We start from the raw sequence: 17,824 nt of genomic DNA on the forward strand, positions 1-17,824 counted from the left end.
CCTCTACCTTCTTTAGAGTAGGTGGCAGTAAATCTACAGGATTTGTTGTCGTGCCATCGTTTTTATCTTTTTCTGGTTTATCTGGTTCTGTTGTTGTACCACCATTATTATCTTTTTCTGGTTTATCTGGTTCTGTTGTTGGTTTCTCTTTCATATTAATTGCATTGTATAAAAATTGCGCATATTGCTCACGTGTTACAACCATTTTTGGCTCAAACATATTGTTTCCTGTACCAGCAGCAATTTTATTTTCTTGTAATGCACTGATAGCATTCGTAGCCCAATAGTTTTTTTCCACATCTTTAAAAGTGTTAGTTGCTGTTGCTTTTAAATTAAAAGCTCTTGTTAACACAGCAGCTAACTGCTCACGTGTTAAGATATTATCAGGTCCAAAATTCCCATCACCATAGCCACTCATAATACCAGCTTTACTTAGAGATAAGATTTCTTTTTCAAACATATGCCCTTTGACATCAGTAAACGGATTTTTAATATTAGGGTCATCTGCAGGTTTCAAGTATGCATAAATCATTCTAGCTACTTGACCACGAGTTATGTTATCACCAAAACCAAACATACCATTTCCATAACCTGCAATAATATTTTTATTTGCTAAATCTGTAATAGCATTAAAGGACCAATGGCCTTGTGGAACATCATTAAACTTTTTGCCTTCTGCCTGCGCATCTATCATTGGTGTTAATGTTGTTGCTAACATAATACCGCCTGCTAATACCGTCTGTTTAAGTTTCATAAATTATCTCCTTCATTCAAATTACGTTTATATGATTATTTCCCCTCAATATAATACTTGAGTACACTCACTACTTCATCTAAACTAATGTGCTAGACTCATTACAGAAGTTCAATGTAAATCTATATCTTTATATTTTAATTCTATAAATTATAACATGCAATATATTCCTTTTTTCTCACTTTTAAATTTTTTTAAAAGATAGATTATAATAAAGGTCTATAAGCTAAAATTCTATTCGAAATAATAGTTACAATGGAAAAAAATAAAAAAACAGGCAATTGCATGTGAACTGACGCAATTACCTGTTTTTCTCACTTTCACCTATTTATTTTTTAAAATTTCATTAACCTCTTCTACACTTAATTCAGCAGCTTCCGCTACCTTCTCTATAGGTAATCCTACTTTTATCAAGTTTTTAATTAGTTGCTTTTTACCTTTTTCTTCTGCCGTTTCTATTTCAGATATTCGATCTTTTATTGCCTTCTCTCTCGCCTCATATAAGCGTAAAAAATCCTTATCGCTACTTAAACGCTCCCAATCCTCTATCGCCTTTTTCAAAACTGGATCTTTTTCCATTGCTATCGCCTCCAGGATTGTAGTTAAACTCTCATCCTCATGCGCAGGAAATAATAATAACCAACGCGCTAAAGAATCTTCCCATGGATTCATTCGTTCTTCTTGCCATTCTTGAATTACTTTTGGAATTTCAAGAAAATGCAACTGCATATTTTCGGTAATGATACGCTTGGATTTTCTGTTCATCACCGTATTAACATTATGAAATTCCTGCTCTTCTGGAAACAAAATGAAATCCACTATATTAATACAAATTGTTGGTCTTAATTCTGTGTACTTCATCCCTTGAGTCATTTGGGAATAATACATACCTGACCAGTAGAACAAAGAGCGCTCTATCATATCTTTTTTGTCTCGAACTTGAATCTCTATATTAATTTTTATACCACTATTTAGTGTAGCTCGCAAATCTAAAATAGACAATTTATCATCCTTTTGCTCTCTTGGAAGATGCGGATCATCTAAGTGTAAAGAAGTGATTTCTTCATTGATAGATGATTGTAATACCGCATTTAGAAAACCAATTAATATGTCTTCGTTTCCTTCTACCCCAAATAGACGCTTAAAAGCAAAGTCAATTCGTAAATTTACTAGTTTCTTTTTTACATATGCACTCATATTTTCCCTCTACCCTTCTACTTTTAAAAATTTTTATTTAAAGGCATAAAAAAAGATAGAATTACAATTCTATCTTTTTTCCCTTCTATTTATCTCACCAAATATGGCTACTAGCTGTTTAATATATATGAAATATCCTCTTCGCACATATTTGTCGCATTTGCAATCGTCGTAATAGAAACGCCTTCATTATAAAATCTATGAATTAGTTCTATTCTTTCTTGTTCCCTAGCTTTTTTGTCTACGTCCATTAATTGTTGCATAAGATTCATGTACTTAATACACACCTTTCTTTTATATAAAATCCCCTAGCTGAAATTTTACGATTTATTATATTGTGCGGAAAACTGGCTTGAAAAATGCTTGCATAGCATCATCCAAACCTTTTCCTTGTGCTGGATTCCATGCAGCAATCGTCACATTATAGCCCTCTTTCTTTAATTCTGTCGCAAAAGCAATTAAGGCCGCTCTTACTTTCTCGTTCTCTACTAAATCTGCGTCAAATGCTAAATACACATTCTCTACACTCATGTCTTTTAATACAGGCATAGCAAGTCGCCATGCATTTACACCTGGAATTGCAAGTACTGTTGTCCCTACTTTAGATATCTCCTCTTTGTTCAGCCTTTGAGGAATTAAATCAACAACCAAATCAGCTTTCATAGGACCTTCTGTAATCATTACTGATTTTGTTTGATGTAATGTACCCGAATTCCAATGTTTCAAGTGAGAGCTTGGTACCGCTACATGTACAGGAAGTGGATGTTCACTACCACCTGCACCAGTTCCATGATTTTTATTTGCTGATGAGAGCCACAAGTACTTTTGACCTTTATGAATCTTTACAACAATTCTTCCCTCTTGAAATGAAATTTCTACTTTTTTGCTCACTTCTAGTTCGCCTTCAAAGATACAATCACCATTCTTAGTTACCTTTACAACATTAGGTTGTTCAATTAATTCCGCTTGAACTCCAGTAGGTGCAGATTTCACATGAACTGAGTTTTTCACTTCATCCACACGAACCTGCCATCCAACAATTTGATTATACTGGTTTCGAAAAGGAATCAATATACCAGGGGAGCCTGCCATTAAACGAAGCGAAAGTGTACCTTTTTTCATTTCATAAAAGCCTGGCACGCCCTGCCAACAATCTTTCTTCCCAATCTGTTTGAATAACTGCTCCCAAACGGTTGTATACGTATTATCCTCTTCTAACACAATTTGTTGTTTTAAGAAGGAACGATATTGACGTACTTGTATTTGTTCCTCGTTCATTTTTCTATCTCTTAATAAATGTGCATGATGATTATCTTGCAATGGTATAAAATCAATTAACTTACGATTAAACACATCTAATTTCTCATTGCTTTTCTTATCATGAACCTGAACTTCATCCACTTCAGGCAATTGATACTTATCTTTTCCATTTATGTAATGAATGTAGCTTGGATTGCTCGTATTTTTCCCATAGACCCATTTGCTTTCTACACGGGTACATGCTACTTTCTCTTGCGAAACATGCAGCATACAATTGCCTGTATCATGACAAATTGGACAAGGAACACGATAAAACTCCCACCAGCTACCTCTTGGATACGCACTTGTTAAACGAAATTGACCTCTTTGAATGTTATAATTCATGTCTCCCAACTCCTTGTATACTGTTTATTATATATGGAACTATCACTTCCATTAAACTCTTTATACTTCTATTTAGATATTACCCTTGTACTTCTAACGTTTATACAAAAGAATATGTATCGCAAACTAAATAATCGCTTCTATGTTCTTGATCTAACAAAGTCGATTTCACACATCTCAAATCTTAAACTCTCCCCAATAAAATAAAAGGACAGAAATTCATAGTCATTTTTCACTACGGATTTCTGTCATTCCCTCTGTCTGTACACTTTCATATGGTTCTGTAAATCACTCATTACGATACACTAACACCCGTTAAAGAGAATAAGTCCTCTTTTGTCGGATTAAGTGCTTGCAACCAACTATCTACCTGTAGGAAGTTTACTTTTCTTAATTGTTCTCCCTTCTCCGCACGCTTTGCCACTTCTAATCCTCCATGATGATGAACAAGAATTGTAAGATCATCTTTCTTGAAAATACAATCTTCATCTGAAAACTTTACATGATGGCTTCGTAAAATCGGCTTCCACTTCTTAAGTGAATACCCTTCTACATCTAAAAAACCACGGATTGCAGTAAAGCGAAAACTTGTCCCTCTAAAACATCTTTCCAACAAAAAAGGAAATCTCGTACACATCCATTAAAATGAACATGATACAAATAGATTTCCCCTGCTTGTTTTGCTACTTACTGTGACAAGTTTGATGGTTTAATTGAAAACTGATAACAATCCCGTTCCCAAAAAGCTCCTCCTTTTGTAACTCTCAATCGCAATGCTCGTAAACTCGGAATAAAATCATCCGGATGTGCAGAACAAAATATAGATACTTCAAAACTCGTATTCATTATAAATCCCCCTAAATAATAATTTTGCCCACTGTGATAATGGGTTTTACCAATCAAACAGACTTGAAAACAACACAAAAAGGGCTTCTTCAAGTCGATTAATAATGTGCATAGCAAAATAAGCTATATATACACTAATCGGCTCAAAGAAGCCCTTTCAAAATTGAAACAAGACGCAACTTGCTTCTACAACTCAACCACAACACATAAGGTGTGGGAATAAACGGAATCAATTAAACAATAAATATAGTTTTATAATAATAAATTCATACCAGTATTTCAACAATTTTATGCCTCTTTAAATATTCTGATTATTCCTTTTATTTTCATTGAAATAATGTATAATAAAAGTATCCTACGCGAGATATTGAGTCGTATCTCATTCGTCATTCAAAAAAGGCCTGTATATAAAAATAAGGCCTTTTTTATTTATGTAAAAAATATAAATAAAAAGAGCTCAATGTAGCTTTGAAATAAAGTCTTACCGCAGTCAACGAAAGTACGGTCTAGATGCAGAGTACTGATAAAAAGTGAAATAATCAAAAAATTAATAACAGAATTTGTTGTAATTTGACTTGAGTTTCATTTATGTTAAGCTTTTATATTTTTTATAAATTAATTAGGATATAGTTCACTTAACATAGCATGTGGGTTCTTATTCCAAAATCTATCTAATGGGGTTCTTAACCCTTGATTAATTACCCACCTTCTACTATATATCCTTATTAGTTCTTCATTAGTTAATTTTTCTTTTTCCTCTATCGTCCATTTCAATGCTTCTAATGCCTTCTCCTTTGTCCAAAACCCACGAGGGGCCCTATTTAATTCCCATTCTTTAAACTTCCCTGGGTACAACTCGTGTAGCATGGCATATGGACTATTTTTCCAAAATCTATCTAATGGGGTTCTTAGCCCTTGATTAATTATCCATCTTCTACTATAGACTTTTATAAGCTCTTCATTTGTTAACTTTTCTTTTTCCTCTATCGTCCATTTTAATGCCCCCAGTGCCTTTTTCTTTGTCCAGTAGTTTTTAGGTGTCTTCTGGAATTCCCACTCTTTGAAACATCCAGGATATAACTCATCTATCATACTAAATGGACTATCATTCCAATATCTCGCCAATGGGGTCCTTAAGCCTATTTCTGAAAACCAAATTACACTAATTTTTTTTCTTATCTCCTCATTATTCATTTGTTTTCTTTCCTCTATCGTCCATTTCAATGCTTCCAACGCTTTTTTTCTTGTCCATAAACGACTAGGAGTTTTTTTAAAATCCCATTCCTTAAAATGGTCTGGATATAATTCATTTATCATTATGTAAGGACTATTTCCCCAAAAAATTTGGCAAGGTGAACTCAAATTATGCTTAGTTAACCACTGAATATTATAAACCTCCAATAATTTATTATCTGTTAACCTTTCTTTTTCTTCTATCGTCCATTTTAATGCTTCCAATGCCTTTTCCTTTGTCCAATAGTTTCTAGGTGTCATTTGAAATTCCCATTCTTTAAAACAATTCGGATAAACATCATTTATCATGGCATATGGGCTATCATGATATTTAACGCTAAGTACACCACCTAATTTATATTTAATAATTAATTGGGATTTCCAACTCTTAAGAATTGTTTTTTTATCCCTCTTTAAAACTTTTTCTATAAAATACTTAATTACACGTTTTGCTAGATTATTATCATAATCATCACTCCATGTACTTTTAGGAAATTGCTTTCTTTTACCTTCTAAAATTTCTTGATATATTTGTTCAATGCTATACATATTATTTACTCCTTTTGTTGTGCAAATAAAAAATCCATAAAATCATATACATTGTTATTAGATTCTTTAATCAGTTTCTATGATGATTTCCAAAAAGTACAAATAGAACCTATCATCCTTATTCCTGAGGAATAAATTTATATTATGGCGGATTCATCAGCTGTTAAACGTATAATTGAAAATTTAATTACCAATGCAATCAAGCATTCAAGTGAAGAGGTTACCATTCAACTTAATATAATGAATCCTGCTAAACAATTAAAAAAAGAAGAATTTCCTTTTCTTTTTGATCGCTTCTATAAAGTCGATCAAGCAAGGAAAAAAAGGTACAGATTTAGGTTTGCTTATTGCGAAAAGTCTAATGACAAAGATGGATGGTAATTTATCAGCAGAATTAATTGGTGATCAATTAAAGATGAAGTATGAATGGAAAAAAGGAACAATAATTACAAAAATCCCATCTATATAGATGTGTTTTCTCCTGGTGCATTTTTTGTAAATTCGTATAAGGCACATGCACCTAAAATAACGAATATACCTTCAGGAGCATCTATTTGGTATAGTTTTCCATACGTCTGAAATTACTAGTTCATTACCTATATAAGACGTAAAATATGCCTCAATATTACAGATTTCGCGATGTGGGAAAGCCCATATCGCACTTTAGTCCACCTTTAGGCATGGGATGAAAGGATCGCTTTTTCATAGAAAAACAGTTGTTTATTGGTTATACTGAAACGATAGACAAGTACAAGTCTTTAAAACGACATTGTGTTCCTTGAAAACAAGATATCATATGGAGTTCGGTAGCCGAATTCATGCTATCGGTAAAATGATATATGTCGTCAAGAACAAGACGCTAAAACATATGAACACGAACCTATACGGTCTGTCGTGAGAGTGGTGATGGCACACCGCAATCTTGCACGTCAGCGATACCAGAAATGGACTTCGCCTTTGGTAGCAAGAATCCCACTGACGTTTGTCAGCTTGCCCCTTTAGGGGTGGGATTGTCAATTATAGTAAATTGCACAACATATAAAATACCTCTTCTAATTAGATAAAAATATAAACTTTATTATCTTCTTTCTAATTTAAAACATTATATCTAAATATACAACTTTATTATAACTAAATTCTAAGTGAAATGAATATGCAAAAATGCATATTCACTTCACTTAGATTATACCTTTGTTTATCTACATTATTTTAAGGATATCCATTCATAGCTAGACCATTCTTTAGGCTGCTTGTCATACTTGATACGACCAGTGGTACAAAAAGAGGCAAGCATCCATTGAATAAGATTCATCTTTGCATAGGGATCAATACAATCCTCTATTTTTTTCAATTGATAGCCAGTACTATTTTTCTGCCAAATCGTATATAGACGAAAATGGGTAGTAGTAATGAGTCTAGCCCTTGTTGTAACCTGCCATTTTGCAATTTTCGTTAAATCTTCTTTTACCTTTCTTTCGTACTCTTGTTTTACTACCTTGTAACTCTTCTCTTTATTGATTAATCCATTAGAAAATTCTAAAGGCATTTGATGCACCTCATAAACTATGCCTTCTTCCCCCCCTAAAATATTCGATTCCACTAGAAATATATTTTTTAGCTTTAACTGTTCCGTTAATTCTTTTCCTCTTTGATAAAATGGCTTTTTCATCTTCTGCAACAAGACCACCTGTACAATTAATCCGATAAGTAACGGATACGCTAGTACAAACACCATATTAATAAACATGTTTACAAGAAGTACTCCTACTATTGCAAATATCGTAAAGTAAATATACGTTTCTCTTTGATGAATGATTCTACTGTTCAAGCCAAGATACCTCCGTTTTGATATATAGTGAAAGCAACATAAACAAGTGCTCCTAATAAAATAGAACAAGCCCCTGGAAAGCTCTGTATTAGCTGTATTTCTTTCTTTGGCAGTTTCGCACCAAATATAGAGGCAGTATGCTCTAATTGGTCTTTAATAGCTCCCATAAACCCTAAAATCTTAATTAATCGATACATACTAGCAATCCAAAAGAATAGTAAATGGAAAGCTGTTAATGTAATAGCGGTAAGCATAGCCGATTCTTCTACTACGTTGCTAACATATAAAGCTACCACCACAAGCATTTTCGTATCACCGGGTGAAGAAAATTTAAACGTCTCTAGCAATAAACCACATGCTAAGGCCATAACTAGTACAATCGCAATCTCCTTGCCTGTTCGTATTCCAGCAAAATAGGTGATTCCTATACCCATAATTAAGAATAGTAGATGCCACATATTTTTTGTTTTTCTATATTTCAAATCAGTAAATACATTCAGGAACATGTAGCTTAGTAATAATCCTATAATATACAAAGGCATTCTCTTCTCTCCTTTTCTGAATCCATATACAATTGCTGTCTAAAAAAGGGAACCACTTCTAGAGTAGCCCCCTTGATTTTTACATTTATTTTTTGTTCCAAGAATCCACATCTGCATTGCTTGATGCTTTTGTGAATCGAGCTAGAATTGTATCATACCCACCTTGAATTGCTTTCCATACAAATGGCCCAATGACTAGCACAATAATTACCGCTAAAGCGATTAACATACCGTTTTCTGATGATAACTGTGAATCTTCGTTTTTTAACCAATTTTTCATTTTTGCTAACATATTATTTTCTTCTCCTTTATATATAAATGTTAAGAATCTACTAATACAAAAAATCAACTATTAAAAGCCTTTATTTCTTGTTCCAAGAATCTACATCTGCATTGCTTGATGCTTTTGTGAATCGAGCTAGAATTGTTTCATATCCACCCTGGATTGCCTTCCATACAAATGGCCCAATAACAAGTACAATAATTACCGCTAAAGCGATTAACATACCGTTTTCTGATGACAACTGTGAATCCTCATTTTTTAACCAATTTTTCATTTTCGTTAACATTTTATTTTGCTCCTTTATATATCAATTTTAGGAATCTATTAAGATAAGAATTTACCTATTTACAGCTTTTATTTCTTGTTCCAAGAATCTACATCTGCATTGCTTGATGCTTTTGTGAATCGAGCCAGGATCGTATCATATCCACCTTGAATTGCTTTCCATACAAACGGTCCAATGACTAATACGATAATAACCGCCAAGGCGATTAACATACCGTTTTCTGATGATAATTGTGAGTCTTCATTTCTTAACCAATTCTTCATTTTTGTTAACATGTATTTTGCTCCTTTACCTATTCAATTTGGGATAATATCTTTTTATATACTTGCAAATCCTTGTGCTAAGGATTGAATAACAATGACCATTGGATATATAACGATACAACCAATAACCGCAACGTTAAATTTATTCATTTCCATTGGTTTATCTTGAACCAGACGGTTGTAGTTCTCATGTTTTAATTCACGCATCATTTTGATTTGCGAATCCATAATACGAAGACTTTGTACCTTGTCCGTTTTTTGCGCTTGTTGTAACGCAATCGTAAAGGTGTTTACTTCTGGACTATTTAAAGCTGTTGCGAAGTTCCTAAACGGTTGATCCGAACCCGCATACATTTCTAATTCCGCTGTAAGAGTAGATACATAAGGACTAAGATGCCTCCCTGCATATATCTGTGCCTTTTTTACTGCTTCTAATGTTGTATGTGTCTTTAACAACTGCAGCAACGGAATTAAATACTCCGGTAACTCAAACTTTCTTGCCTCTACAGCCTGTTTAATCTTTCTTTTTAATAGATAATCTGGATAGAAGTAAAGCAGTGGCGAAACCAGAAAACCTACTTTAAATAAGTAGTAATCATGGAACACAGTACAACTTAAGAAAACAGAGGTGAAAATGACGGGATACGCAACCTTCATTTTTAAATATTCTTCTGGCTTTGTATCCAAACCAGCTTCTTCTAGTTTTTTCTGAATCTGCTCTTTCTTTTCTTCAGTCAAATACTTATGCGATAGCGATTGGAAAGGAGCAAGCATCATTTGATTCAAATTCTTCTTTTCAATCCGCTTCGCATTTTCTACATAATGGGTAAGTACACTCCCACTGTCTTTTTTGCTTTGTAGAAAGGTGGAGAATACCCAATACATGACAACAAATATGACTAAACCTAAAAACGCAGCCATCTTATTCCCCCCTTTCTGTCGGGTTATAATTTGCAATTTTTTCTACACGTGTTGCTAGGAAAAATATAATAAATATATTTACTGTTAATGTAATTTTCCCCATCATAGAACCTGCTAAAAATCCATACGCTTCTTTTGACATCAACATAATGACAATCGGCATGGCGATGACTATTAAGCAGTTCTGTACAAAAGCACGTTGTGCTTGCGACAAACTAGAACGTAATCTTGCCAGGTATAGCTTTTGTTTTTCGAAATCTTCTGCAATATCTAGCAACACTTGCACTGAATTTGCTCCACCTTCTCGGCTACATACTTCCAACATTTCGTGGAAGAAAACCAATTCTCTAAAATTAAAGGTTTCATTAAATCCTCTAAATGCACGGTGCATCGTTGTTCCACCTTCTAATAAAAGAGAAACTTTTTCTATTTCTTCTTGAATACTGTCATGCATCATCGGTTTCACCTGAACTAATACCCGTTTTGCGTTGTTACTAATTTGAAGCGCATTCGCTACAGCCTTCATATAGATAGATAGACGGTCTATGACAACCAAGTAGTAACGTTTTTTTCTTCGATAGAGAAGAAATCTCGGAACTAAAAACCCACATAAAGCGGAAATCAGTGTAAAAGGATCTCTCCCAAAGGAAAAGTAGAATACTGCTGCAATACTCATGCCTGAAAGTACCGTATATACCCAGTACATACTTTTCGTCAGTTTCCACTCGTACTTTTGGGCTTCCTGGATAACGGATTGTGGAAGATACATCCTTATTCCTTTGATATTCCGTAACTCTAAGCGTCTTTCTTCTTTCTCATTTTCTTGTACAAATTGGGAAAGGGCAGAACCCTTAGATTTTGTAAAAAGTAAAACTAACAATAGTACACTCATGAATATTAGGAAGATACATCCATAAGCTAACAAACTATGCATACTGCACCTCCTGTTGTGAAAGGAATGGTGCATAAAGAGCTGGATTTACAGTAGAAAAACGGAACTTCCTTTCCATATCAGCCGACATTGTCGCTGTAGCGATATGATCTCCATGAATCTTCCCTACTCTCTCATTCATTTCATCATGTTCCTCATATGTCGGGATAAACTGAGAAAGCTGATTGAACTGTATATCATCTTGATAATCCAATAGTTCAATCATCTCTGTAATATAACGATTCCCATCATCTTTCTTCTCTAAAAAGACAATCACATCAAATGTCTGCGAAATTAATTCATATAAATACTGGGCGTCAATATTTGCACCACTTTGCAGACACATGAGCATTAAACGTCTAACTGCTTCTTTTGCACTTCTTGCATGGACAGAAGTAAAACCAGGGTGTCCTGTTTGGAAGAAGTTCAGCATTTTTAATGCTTCTTTCCCCCTTGATTCCCCTACTATTAATCGCTTTGGTCCTTGTCGTAACGCATTTGTTAGCAATCTATCAAAGTCAATTGCATTCTCTTCTACTTCCGATGCCCTACACTGCATCGGAACAAAATGATGTTCTGGAAAAATACGATGTAAATATAATTCAGGGTTATCTTCTACTACGAGAGTACGTTCTTTCTTCTTCCCTTTCGGAATATGAGAAGCAAGATATTTCATAAACTCTGACTTCCCTGTACCTGTTGCTCCCGCCACTAAAATATTCATTTTGGCTTTCACGGCTGCGGCCAAAAAGTCCAACATCTCTCTCGATGCTTGATTTGTAGATAACATCCGCTCTTCAGATGCTCGAAGGTGATCCGCATTCTTACGAATTGTTATCGTTGTACCCAGCCCACCAAGCTCATCTAACGCAATATTGATACGTATATACGGAAATACACAATCTACATATGGCTTTGCTGTATTTAATGATTCTGACGTACTGTTTACCATCTTATAGGCTAAAGCTTTGACTTCTTCTTCCGTTTCAAATCGGTAAGGAAATGTACATTCTCCCTCCCCAATTTTTTCGTAAATAATCTCTTTTGTGCCATTTATATAAATATCGGTTACGTCCTTATCCTCTTTCAAAGACTCTATAATCCCGAATCCCACAATATCATCACATACCATGTTTAATAACTGATCCGAAGGAACATCTGCGATAACAACTTGATTACTTAACAAAAAGTTTTTAATGATCGTTTCTACAGCAGCTCTCTTCTCCTTATTCATAAAGGACTCACTTAAGATATCACGATGTTCTTTTACTAAAAACGCACGAATTTCATCCGTTATATCTTTAATTTGTTGAGCTGTAGTCGTCCCTAATTTTCGAGCCGATTTGGAACGAATCATATAACCAAAATGGTATAAATCCACTCGATTTCGTTTTAAGGAGACTTGTTTTGCCTGTAAATAGCCCCACATACTACTAACCTCCCCTTTTAATTTCGAAAACCAAAGATACCCTTTTTCATAGAGGGTGTATGCTGGGATGCAATATCAAGACCAGCTGCTTCCATAATGTGATGGACCTTTGTATTAATTTGTGGGGAACCAATCTGCATTCCCCATTCATAGCTTGTACGATCTCTGTCATATGGAATGGTCACCGCAATTTTTTGAGAAGAAAGCTTTTCAATATCTTCTACATAGTTCTCATCTCCCATGTTCAAAACATGAATTATACGAGGTAATGTCAGCTTCGCTTCTTCTATCAATTGCAATTCTTGCTTAATTGCTAAAGCACCACGAGGGTTACTATTTAGCACATGAACCACAATATCTGATTGATATAAGATTGGGTAACTCAATACCTCTGATAATTCAGTTGGTACTGATAGAATGATGTAATCGTATTCTGTGGCTACAAGCGATTCTATAAATGTTGTTACAAATAATTCTTTGTTTTGAATCTCAGGGAAGTGAGCCATGTTATATCCTGATGGAAATACCAAAAAATCCATCTTATCGTGCAATTTTTGTATCAACCTAGGATTCAATTTTTTCTCTACCAAATCTTGTTTTGTACAAATATACTGCAAGAGATTGTACTCATTTTCTTTTTTAATAAGCTCTAACATATTTTTGCTGTCATGGGCAAGGCCTGTTCCAACTGCAAAGCTTGGTCTTACTTGGTCTGCTTCTACATAAAGCACCTTTTTCCCTAAATGAGCTAACTCATTTGCCATCGCAATACTTAACGTGCTTTTTCCTACGTTTTCGTTTGTCGCATAAAAGGCAACTATTCCTACTTGCCGCTCCATCTTAATACCCCCTTTCTTATTTGGATTCGTTCAGATACTGTGCAACATATTCTTTTACATTTTTAGAAATTGGATTGGTTGAATGTTTCTCTACATAGTCTAAAATGTTCTTCTGATCAGATATTTGTGAGAATCCTTCAGCTGGTTCTAACCCTTTCCCTGTTTGTTCCACCTTTTGGCCAACTGCAACGGGAATCACATCTCCAAGCGTTTTCGCACGATCTAAGTATTGGAGTTGTTCTGGCGAAACAGCCAGTGTATATAAACGAGTTACCTTCGGTTTTTGTTTCCCCTCTTGTTCCTCTTTGGATTCTTTCTTTTCTAACACGAATGCATCTTCTGTATTACTATCTTTTGCAGCCGTAACACGTACACGCTGGAAAAGACCACCGAATACAACCTTCTCATTGTCTCCTTCTTTCACGACCTGTTTAAAATACAAGTCCACGTATGTGTTAGGAATAATACTATTCCCTGAACTTGTTTCAAGATCGACGAGTAACGGGAAAGCAACTTCTCCATTTTTCAGGTTTAATATAGCGGAATCAGGTAACTCGTCTTTCTTTACTACTTTATTTTTGAAGAGATAGCTGTTTTCGGTAATGGGTTGCTCATCATTTGTCCACTTTCCTACAACCTCTTTTTTACTCACGCGTAAAGCATTGGGTGGAATCGCATCACCAGGCAATGTTCGTTCCACTAGCATATCCTCTTTAATCTCTGTATGAGCAGGTATATCCTTTGCGGCTACAACAATCTTTGTTGGTTTCACTGCATTTTCTACTGCAAAATGATTGTATCCATAGATACCAGCGACTGTTGCAGCAGCTAGACCTACCGCAGCAATCTGCTTCTTTTGAAACTTAGATGGCTTCAATGTTTGTATTCCTCCTTATGTAGTCTTTAAACGCAAAAAAAGGACACACCTATGGCATAATGCGCCTTAGGTGTGTCCTTTTAGCTAATCTAAAGTCTATATGAAAATGTTGGATTTATTTTCTTTAATATTACAATTTCAATATTATGATATATATAGTTTTATGTCAATCATTTCTAAAAAAATATCTGTTTTTTCTATTTAAAAGTACATATCCTACAAATCAAAAAACCTTCAAAAACGTTGTCATATCAAGGTTTACGAGCTATTAAACATCTCGTAAATATGATATAATAAATGTAACGTAACTGAATATTTCAGGGTGGTCGGTTGCTATCCTTTCTCTTTCATTTTATGTGGAAAGGAGGTGACCAAATGGACATTCTTTTCACTATAGCAATTGAAATTTTAAAAGTTATTGCTAGAGAAGTCGCTGTATTTTTTGCAAAACGAGTAGGTAAATTCCTATCAACGTCTTGGAAGAAAATACAAAAAAAGCGACGGAAAACGAAAAGAACCACCCAACGCCGCAAACGTACTAGGTGGTTCAATAAAAATAACTAAATTCTAGTAACCAACCACCTTGCGGTAGCAGTTACATAAGGCGAGATGTTGACGCATCTCGTCTTTATTAGTTTATGCAAAAACTATCTTTGTAATACTTCTACACATATTATAACATCAACTATGGTACATGTCATGTCTCTGCATCCACTATAGTGGACGAAATAAATAAAATTATTTCTAAAACGAAATCAATTTTGTTCCTGTTTCAAAATACTTTGCAGGAGCATAGCTTTTCCCATTACGATCCTGAAATTCACTTCCAATATACAAAGATACAATCATTGCGACAACGCTAATGAGAATCGCACGTTTAACACGATGTTTTTTCTTTTTATCCACTTTAAATTCCCCTTTCTACGAAAAAAAGGCACATCCCAATTAAGGGATGTGCCTTTGGATTATCCATTCAGCTACTAGTTTAAGATGGATTTCTTTTGTCGATTCATCTAATTATACTATATTTAATTTTTATTTCCCATTTTTCATGTAATACCAATCCGTCAGTTTATGAAGTAGTTCTTCTTTACCTACCCAGTTCCAGCCTACTCCACTTCCACCTGGGAATGGATCATCTGGGAAAACTCTTCTTTTTATAAAATCATCATACGCAACACCTTTACTTTCTACCTGCTCTGTTAGACACAGACTCATTTCATTAATACCTGCTGGAGCTGTTTCTACATTGAAAGTATATACCCCATCTTTCGTCTTCATTGGAGTATACCATTTTTGTCCCCCATCAATGATCTTTTCTTGCCCATCCCAATATAAAGACTTAGTTGGTCTTTTACTATCAAATACATGGCCTGTTTTCTCCGAAAGATACATATTTTTTGGAGAAAAACTTGATGTAGAGCCTGTATTTGTCTTACGTTCTAAATCTTGTTTAGATTTTAATCCTTCATCTGCGAACGGATATTGTGCTGTTGCTGCTGTAAATACACCAGGATAATTTGCATTCCAATCATTTTTGTATTTTCCGTTTACTTCATACGAAAAACCATAGCCAGAATGTAGCTTAGATGGTACTAAACTATCAATACTTCCGCTTAATGTTTCATAGTACATTTCTCCAACTGTTTCCTCTTTAGAAACACGTTCGCTGACTGTTTCTACTACACCTTTTACACTTGTTACACCGCACATACCTTTTTCATGCGATGGTGCATAGATAGCCGTTTTAGTTGGGTTATTTTTGTATGTGGTTTCTTCTATATCTATACGATTACCAGCAGGGTTAATTTCCGCTTGAATTGTTCCTTTCCCTTTATGCTGCCAGTCAAGGTTCAATGTTTTCTTTTCTCCCTCTGTTAGTCTTACCTTTTGTAACGCCACTTGTTGTCCGTTATGTTTTAGCACGACTACCGTTTCTGGGTTTGCATATTTTTCTTCTAACGAGTCTAACTTTTTAATTTTCTTCTTCTCTTTATCTAGTTTCTCTCTTGCTTTATCTAGCCTACCCGCAGCGTTGTCCAGTCTATTTTCTTCCCAAGAGCAATCCCTATCATAGTAGTGGTCATTACCTTCTGCATCTACTTCATGGATAGGATTACGTCGGCAATAACTTAGACTAGATTGAGCGCTATCTCTATCTGATTCAGTGCTATTTACTTCCTGCTGGGACTTATTAATATTATTGTTTACCTTCGCTCTATATTGATCACGTTCTGGTTTAAAGTTATCACGTGATACATCTACCCTTGTTTTAATATTCTTTCCTTCTCTTGCTGTCTCTCCTTCAATACGGTCAGCCGAGAAATCAATTTTATATTTATAATCATCTTCATTACCTGGATCTGGGTCTGGTGTAACCTCTGTACCACAGTTACCATCAACATTAAAGTTTACGGTCTTCTCATTTGAATCCCTTTGAACAGCGTCAGTAACTTTAATTTTTGCAGTGTAACGACCACACATTTGCGGCTGCCAGCTTACATCTTCTTTATTAAATTGTCCTGCATCGCCTTCATTTGGTTTCTGGTTATCTTTTTGCGGATTCGAACGTAAGTAATTCTCCTGATGATGCACTGTTTCACCATCTTTTGTAATGTCTAGCATCCATTTCACACGATTTCGTTCTCCAGCAGCTTTTTGATAAGGATTTATAGTTGTTCCATTTGGGTCTCGGTCATTATAACCCTTATTTTTACTTACATACTCAAAACCGTTCAATGTAAACTTCACAGGCATATTTTTTGTACCACTAGAGGCTTTAAAATCTTTTATTTCAGGTTTACTTGTACGTACATACCACAAGTTAAACTTATTAACACCATCTACACCTCCAGATCCTGCATAACCACCAGAAAGGTATGCAATATCTCTAATCCAGTAAAAACCTCCCAAATCCTTCTGAGTTTTATAAGTACTTATAACATGCCTATTTATATTATCTAAAACAAATTCTCCTTCTCCCCCATATTTAGTAGAAATGATTGTTGCATTGATCCTTTCTATTTCGGTTACCATTCGATCACCTGCTGGTACTGAACTATTTAGATAACCTTCATTCGCAATACGAATATACGGTTCTGAATCGTCCACACTTTTCACAAGATTCTCACGATCGTTCCCCCAATTAAAGGAACCATTGTATACAGCAGGATAGTGGATATCTGCTCTATATAAAGACTTCTCTGCCTCATAATCTTTCCCTGGACGATAGAATTTCCCTGTTAACTGTAAGTCTTTTGAAATTAAATACGTATTCTCACTTCCATCTAAGAATGGTACATCATTATTCATCGCTTGCGTGAAAGTAGGTGCAACTAATAAAGCTGATGTGCACACAAGTAAAAATTTCCGTTTAAACCCCATACTTTTCCCTCCTAAAAT

Annotated in this window: 20 protein-coding genes and 2 pseudogenes; 2 read left to right on the forward strand and 20 right to left on the reverse strand. The window is 34.8% G+C overall.

Features of this window, described 5'->3' with window-relative positions; genetic code table 11:
- From MHH59_RS27425 to MHH59_RS27455, 7 genes and pseudogenes are all read right to left on the reverse strand, one after another.
- The coding region (locus MHH59_RS27425) for an S-layer homology domain-containing protein (RefSeq protein ID WP_340853111.1) at positions 1-754 on the reverse strand (754 nt) is incomplete at its 3' end.
- 324 nt (positions 755-1,078) lie between these two features.
- A complete protein-coding gene (locus MHH59_RS27430) occupies positions 1,079-1,951 on the reverse strand; it encodes an Rpn family recombination-promoting nuclease/putative transposase (RefSeq protein WP_340853113.1) in 873 nt (290 codons plus the stop codon).
- A 110-nt stretch (positions 1,952-2,061) separates the two neighbouring features.
- Entirely contained in the window at positions 2,062-2,223 is a 162-nt protein-coding gene (locus MHH59_RS27435; protein WP_340853115.1) for a hypothetical protein, read from the reverse strand.
- 58 nt (positions 2,224-2,281) lie between these two features.
- The gene (locus MHH59_RS27440; protein WP_340853117.1) at positions 2,282-3,595 is read right to left on the reverse strand and encodes a DUF3854 domain-containing protein; all 1,314 of its coding nucleotides are present in this window, start codon (positions 3,593-3,595) and stop codon (positions 2,282-2,284) included.
- A pseudogene (locus MHH59_RS27445) lies at positions 3,585-3,767 on the reverse strand (LPD1 domain-containing protein); the annotation flags it as partial. The pseudogene MHH59_RS27445 and the gene MHH59_RS27440, both read right to left, overlap by 11 nt.
- A gap of 123 nt (positions 3,768-3,890) precedes the next feature.
- Positions 3,891-4,441 (reverse strand): annotated as a pseudogene (locus MHH59_RS27450) (hypothetical protein).
- Positions 4,442-5,056: 615 nt separating this feature from the next.
- On the reverse strand, positions 5,057-6,223 hold the full coding sequence (locus MHH59_RS27455) for a DUF4046 domain-containing protein (protein WP_215561204.1): 1,167 nt from the start codon (positions 6,221-6,223) through the stop codon (positions 5,057-5,059).
- 286 nt (positions 6,224-6,509) lie between these two features.
- Between MHH59_RS27455 and MHH59_RS27460 the strand changes: the two genes are divergently transcribed.
- On the forward strand, positions 6,510-6,692 hold the full coding sequence (locus MHH59_RS27460) for a hypothetical protein (protein WP_340853123.1): 183 nt from the start codon (positions 6,510-6,512) through the stop codon (positions 6,690-6,692).
- Here MHH59_RS27460 and MHH59_RS27465 read toward each other — a convergent pair.
- The 11 genes from MHH59_RS27465 to cpaB all read right to left on the reverse strand — a co-directional run bounded on the left by MHH59_RS27465 (position 6,685) and on the right by cpaB (position 14,422).
- Positions 6,685-6,777, reverse strand: coding sequence for a DUF3937 family protein (locus tag MHH59_RS27465; protein WP_404467989.1), 93 nt, complete (start codon positions 6,775-6,777; stop codon positions 6,685-6,687). The two genes, MHH59_RS27460 and MHH59_RS27465, sit on opposite strands and share 8 nt — an antisense overlap.
- Before the next feature lie 650 nt (positions 6,778-7,427).
- On the reverse strand, positions 7,428-8,051 hold the full coding sequence (locus tag MHH59_RS27470; protein WP_340853124.1) for a hypothetical protein: 624 nt from the start codon (positions 8,049-8,051) through the stop codon (positions 7,428-7,430).
- Positions 8,048-8,593: a hypothetical protein gene (locus MHH59_RS27475; RefSeq protein WP_340853125.1), complete on the reverse strand. Its 546-nt coding sequence runs from the start codon at positions 8,591-8,593 to the stop codon at positions 8,048-8,050. Before MHH59_RS27475 ends, MHH59_RS27470 begins: the two co-directional genes overlap by 4 nt.
- 85 nt (positions 8,594-8,678) lie before the next feature.
- Positions 8,679-8,885, reverse strand: coding sequence for a hypothetical protein (locus MHH59_RS27480; RefSeq protein ID WP_000879954.1), 207 nt, complete (start codon positions 8,883-8,885; stop codon positions 8,679-8,681).
- A 70-nt stretch (positions 8,886-8,955) separates the two neighbouring features.
- Positions 8,956-9,162 (reverse strand): hypothetical protein, encoded by a 207-nt coding sequence (locus MHH59_RS27485; protein ID WP_215561200.1) that lies wholly within the window; start codon positions 9,160-9,162, stop codon positions 8,956-8,958.
- A gap of 68 nt (positions 9,163-9,230) precedes the next feature.
- Positions 9,231-9,437 carry a hypothetical protein gene (locus MHH59_RS27490; protein WP_215561199.1) on the reverse strand — a complete coding sequence of 69 codons (207 nt, stop codon included), beginning with the start codon at positions 9,435-9,437 and terminating at the stop codon, positions 9,231-9,233.
- 42 nt (positions 9,438-9,479) lie between these two features.
- On the reverse strand, positions 9,480-10,346 hold the full coding sequence (locus MHH59_RS27495) for a hypothetical protein (protein ID WP_215561198.1): 867 nt from the start codon (positions 10,344-10,346) through the stop codon (positions 9,480-9,482).
- Between the two features lies 1 nt (position 10,347).
- Entirely contained in the window at positions 10,348-11,280 is a 933-nt protein-coding gene (locus tag MHH59_RS27500) for a type II secretion system F family protein (RefSeq protein WP_340853130.1), read from the reverse strand.
- Positions 11,273-12,706 carry a CpaF family protein gene (locus MHH59_RS27505; protein WP_340853131.1) on the reverse strand — a complete coding sequence of 478 codons (1,434 nt, stop codon included), beginning with the start codon at positions 12,704-12,706 and terminating at the stop codon, positions 11,273-11,275. The genes MHH59_RS27500 and MHH59_RS27505 overlap by 8 nt, the downstream gene beginning before the upstream one ends.
- Before the next feature lie 17 nt (positions 12,707-12,723).
- Positions 12,724-13,545, reverse strand: coding sequence for an AAA family ATPase (locus tag MHH59_RS27510; RefSeq protein ID WP_340853133.1), 822 nt, complete (start codon positions 13,543-13,545; stop codon positions 12,724-12,726).
- A gap of 16 nt (positions 13,546-13,561) precedes the next feature.
- A complete protein-coding gene (gene cpaB / locus MHH59_RS27515; protein WP_340853135.1) occupies positions 13,562-14,422 on the reverse strand; it encodes a Flp pilus assembly protein CpaB in 861 nt (286 codons plus the stop codon).
- Between the two features lie 375 nt (positions 14,423-14,797).
- Between cpaB and MHH59_RS27520 the strand changes: the two genes are divergently transcribed.
- Positions 14,798-14,986, forward strand: a complete 189-nt coding sequence (locus MHH59_RS27520; RefSeq protein ID WP_215561193.1) for a hypothetical protein — start codon at positions 14,798-14,800, stop codon at positions 14,984-14,986.
- A gap of 180 nt (positions 14,987-15,166) precedes the next feature.
- Here the strand turns inward: MHH59_RS27520 and MHH59_RS27525 are convergent, their stop codons facing one another.
- Positions 15,167-15,328 carry a hypothetical protein gene (locus tag MHH59_RS27525; protein WP_215561192.1) on the reverse strand — a complete coding sequence of 54 codons (162 nt, stop codon included), beginning with the start codon at positions 15,326-15,328 and terminating at the stop codon, positions 15,167-15,169.
- Positions 15,329-15,457: 129 nt separating this feature from the next.
- Positions 15,458-17,806 carry a hypothetical protein gene (locus tag MHH59_RS27530; protein ID WP_340853138.1) on the reverse strand — a complete coding sequence of 783 codons (2,349 nt, stop codon included), beginning with the start codon at positions 17,804-17,806 and terminating at the stop codon, positions 15,458-15,460.
- Positions 17,807-17,824: the final 18 nt, after the last annotated feature.

This window comes from Bacillus sp. FSL E2-0195, from assembly GCF_038003645.1.
Classification (GTDB): domain Bacteria; phylum Bacillota; class Bacilli; order Bacillales; family Bacillaceae_G; genus Bacillus_A; species Bacillus_A mycoides.

Excerpts from the sequence above, each read along its gene's own strand:
- MHH59_RS27430 (WP_340853113.1), bottom strand. The coding sequence starts at position 1,951 with ATGAGTGCATATGTAAAAAAGAAACTAGTAAATTTACGAATTGACTTT.
- MHH59_RS27435 (WP_340853115.1), bottom strand. The coding sequence starts at position 2,223 with ATGAATCTTATGCAACAATTAATGGACGTAGACAAAAAAGCTAGGGAA.
- MHH59_RS27440 (WP_340853117.1), bottom strand. The coding sequence starts at position 3,595 with ATGAATTATAACATTCAAAGAGGTCAATTTCGTTTAACAAGTGCGTAT.
- MHH59_RS27455 (WP_215561204.1), bottom strand. The coding sequence starts at position 6,223 with ATGTATAGCATTGAACAAATATATCAAGAAATTTTAGAAGGTAAAAGA.
- MHH59_RS27475 (WP_340853125.1), bottom strand. The coding sequence starts at position 8,593 with ATGCCTTTGTATATTATAGGATTATTACTAAGCTACATGTTCCTGAAT.
- MHH59_RS27480 (WP_000879954.1), bottom strand. The coding sequence starts at position 8,885 with ATGTTAGCAAAAATGAAAAATTGGTTAAAAAACGAAGATTCACAGTTA.
- MHH59_RS27485 (WP_215561200.1), bottom strand. The coding sequence starts at position 9,162 with ATGTTAACGAAAATGAAAAATTGGTTAAAAAATGAGGATTCACAGTTG.
- MHH59_RS27490 (WP_215561199.1), bottom strand. The coding sequence starts at position 9,437 with ATGTTAACAAAAATGAAGAATTGGTTAAGAAATGAAGACTCACAATTA.
- MHH59_RS27495 (WP_215561198.1), bottom strand. The coding sequence starts at position 10,346 with ATGGCTGCGTTTTTAGGTTTAGTCATATTTGTTGTCATGTATTGGGTA.
- MHH59_RS27500 (WP_340853130.1), bottom strand. The coding sequence starts at position 11,280 with ATGCATAGTTTGTTAGCTTATGGATGTATCTTCCTAATATTCATGAGT.
- MHH59_RS27505 (WP_340853131.1), bottom strand. The coding sequence starts at position 12,706 with ATGTGGGGCTATTTACAGGCAAAACAAGTCTCCTTAAAACGAAATCGA.
- MHH59_RS27510 (WP_340853133.1), bottom strand. The coding sequence starts at position 13,545 with ATGGAGCGGCAAGTAGGAATAGTTGCCTTTTATGCGACAAACGAAAAC.
- MHH59_RS27520 (WP_215561193.1), top strand. The coding sequence starts at position 14,798 with ATGGACATTCTTTTCACTATAGCAATTGAAATTTTAAAAGTTATTGCT.
- MHH59_RS27530 (WP_340853138.1), bottom strand. The coding sequence starts at position 17,806 with ATGGGGTTTAAACGGAAATTTTTACTTGTGTGCACATCAGCTTTATTA.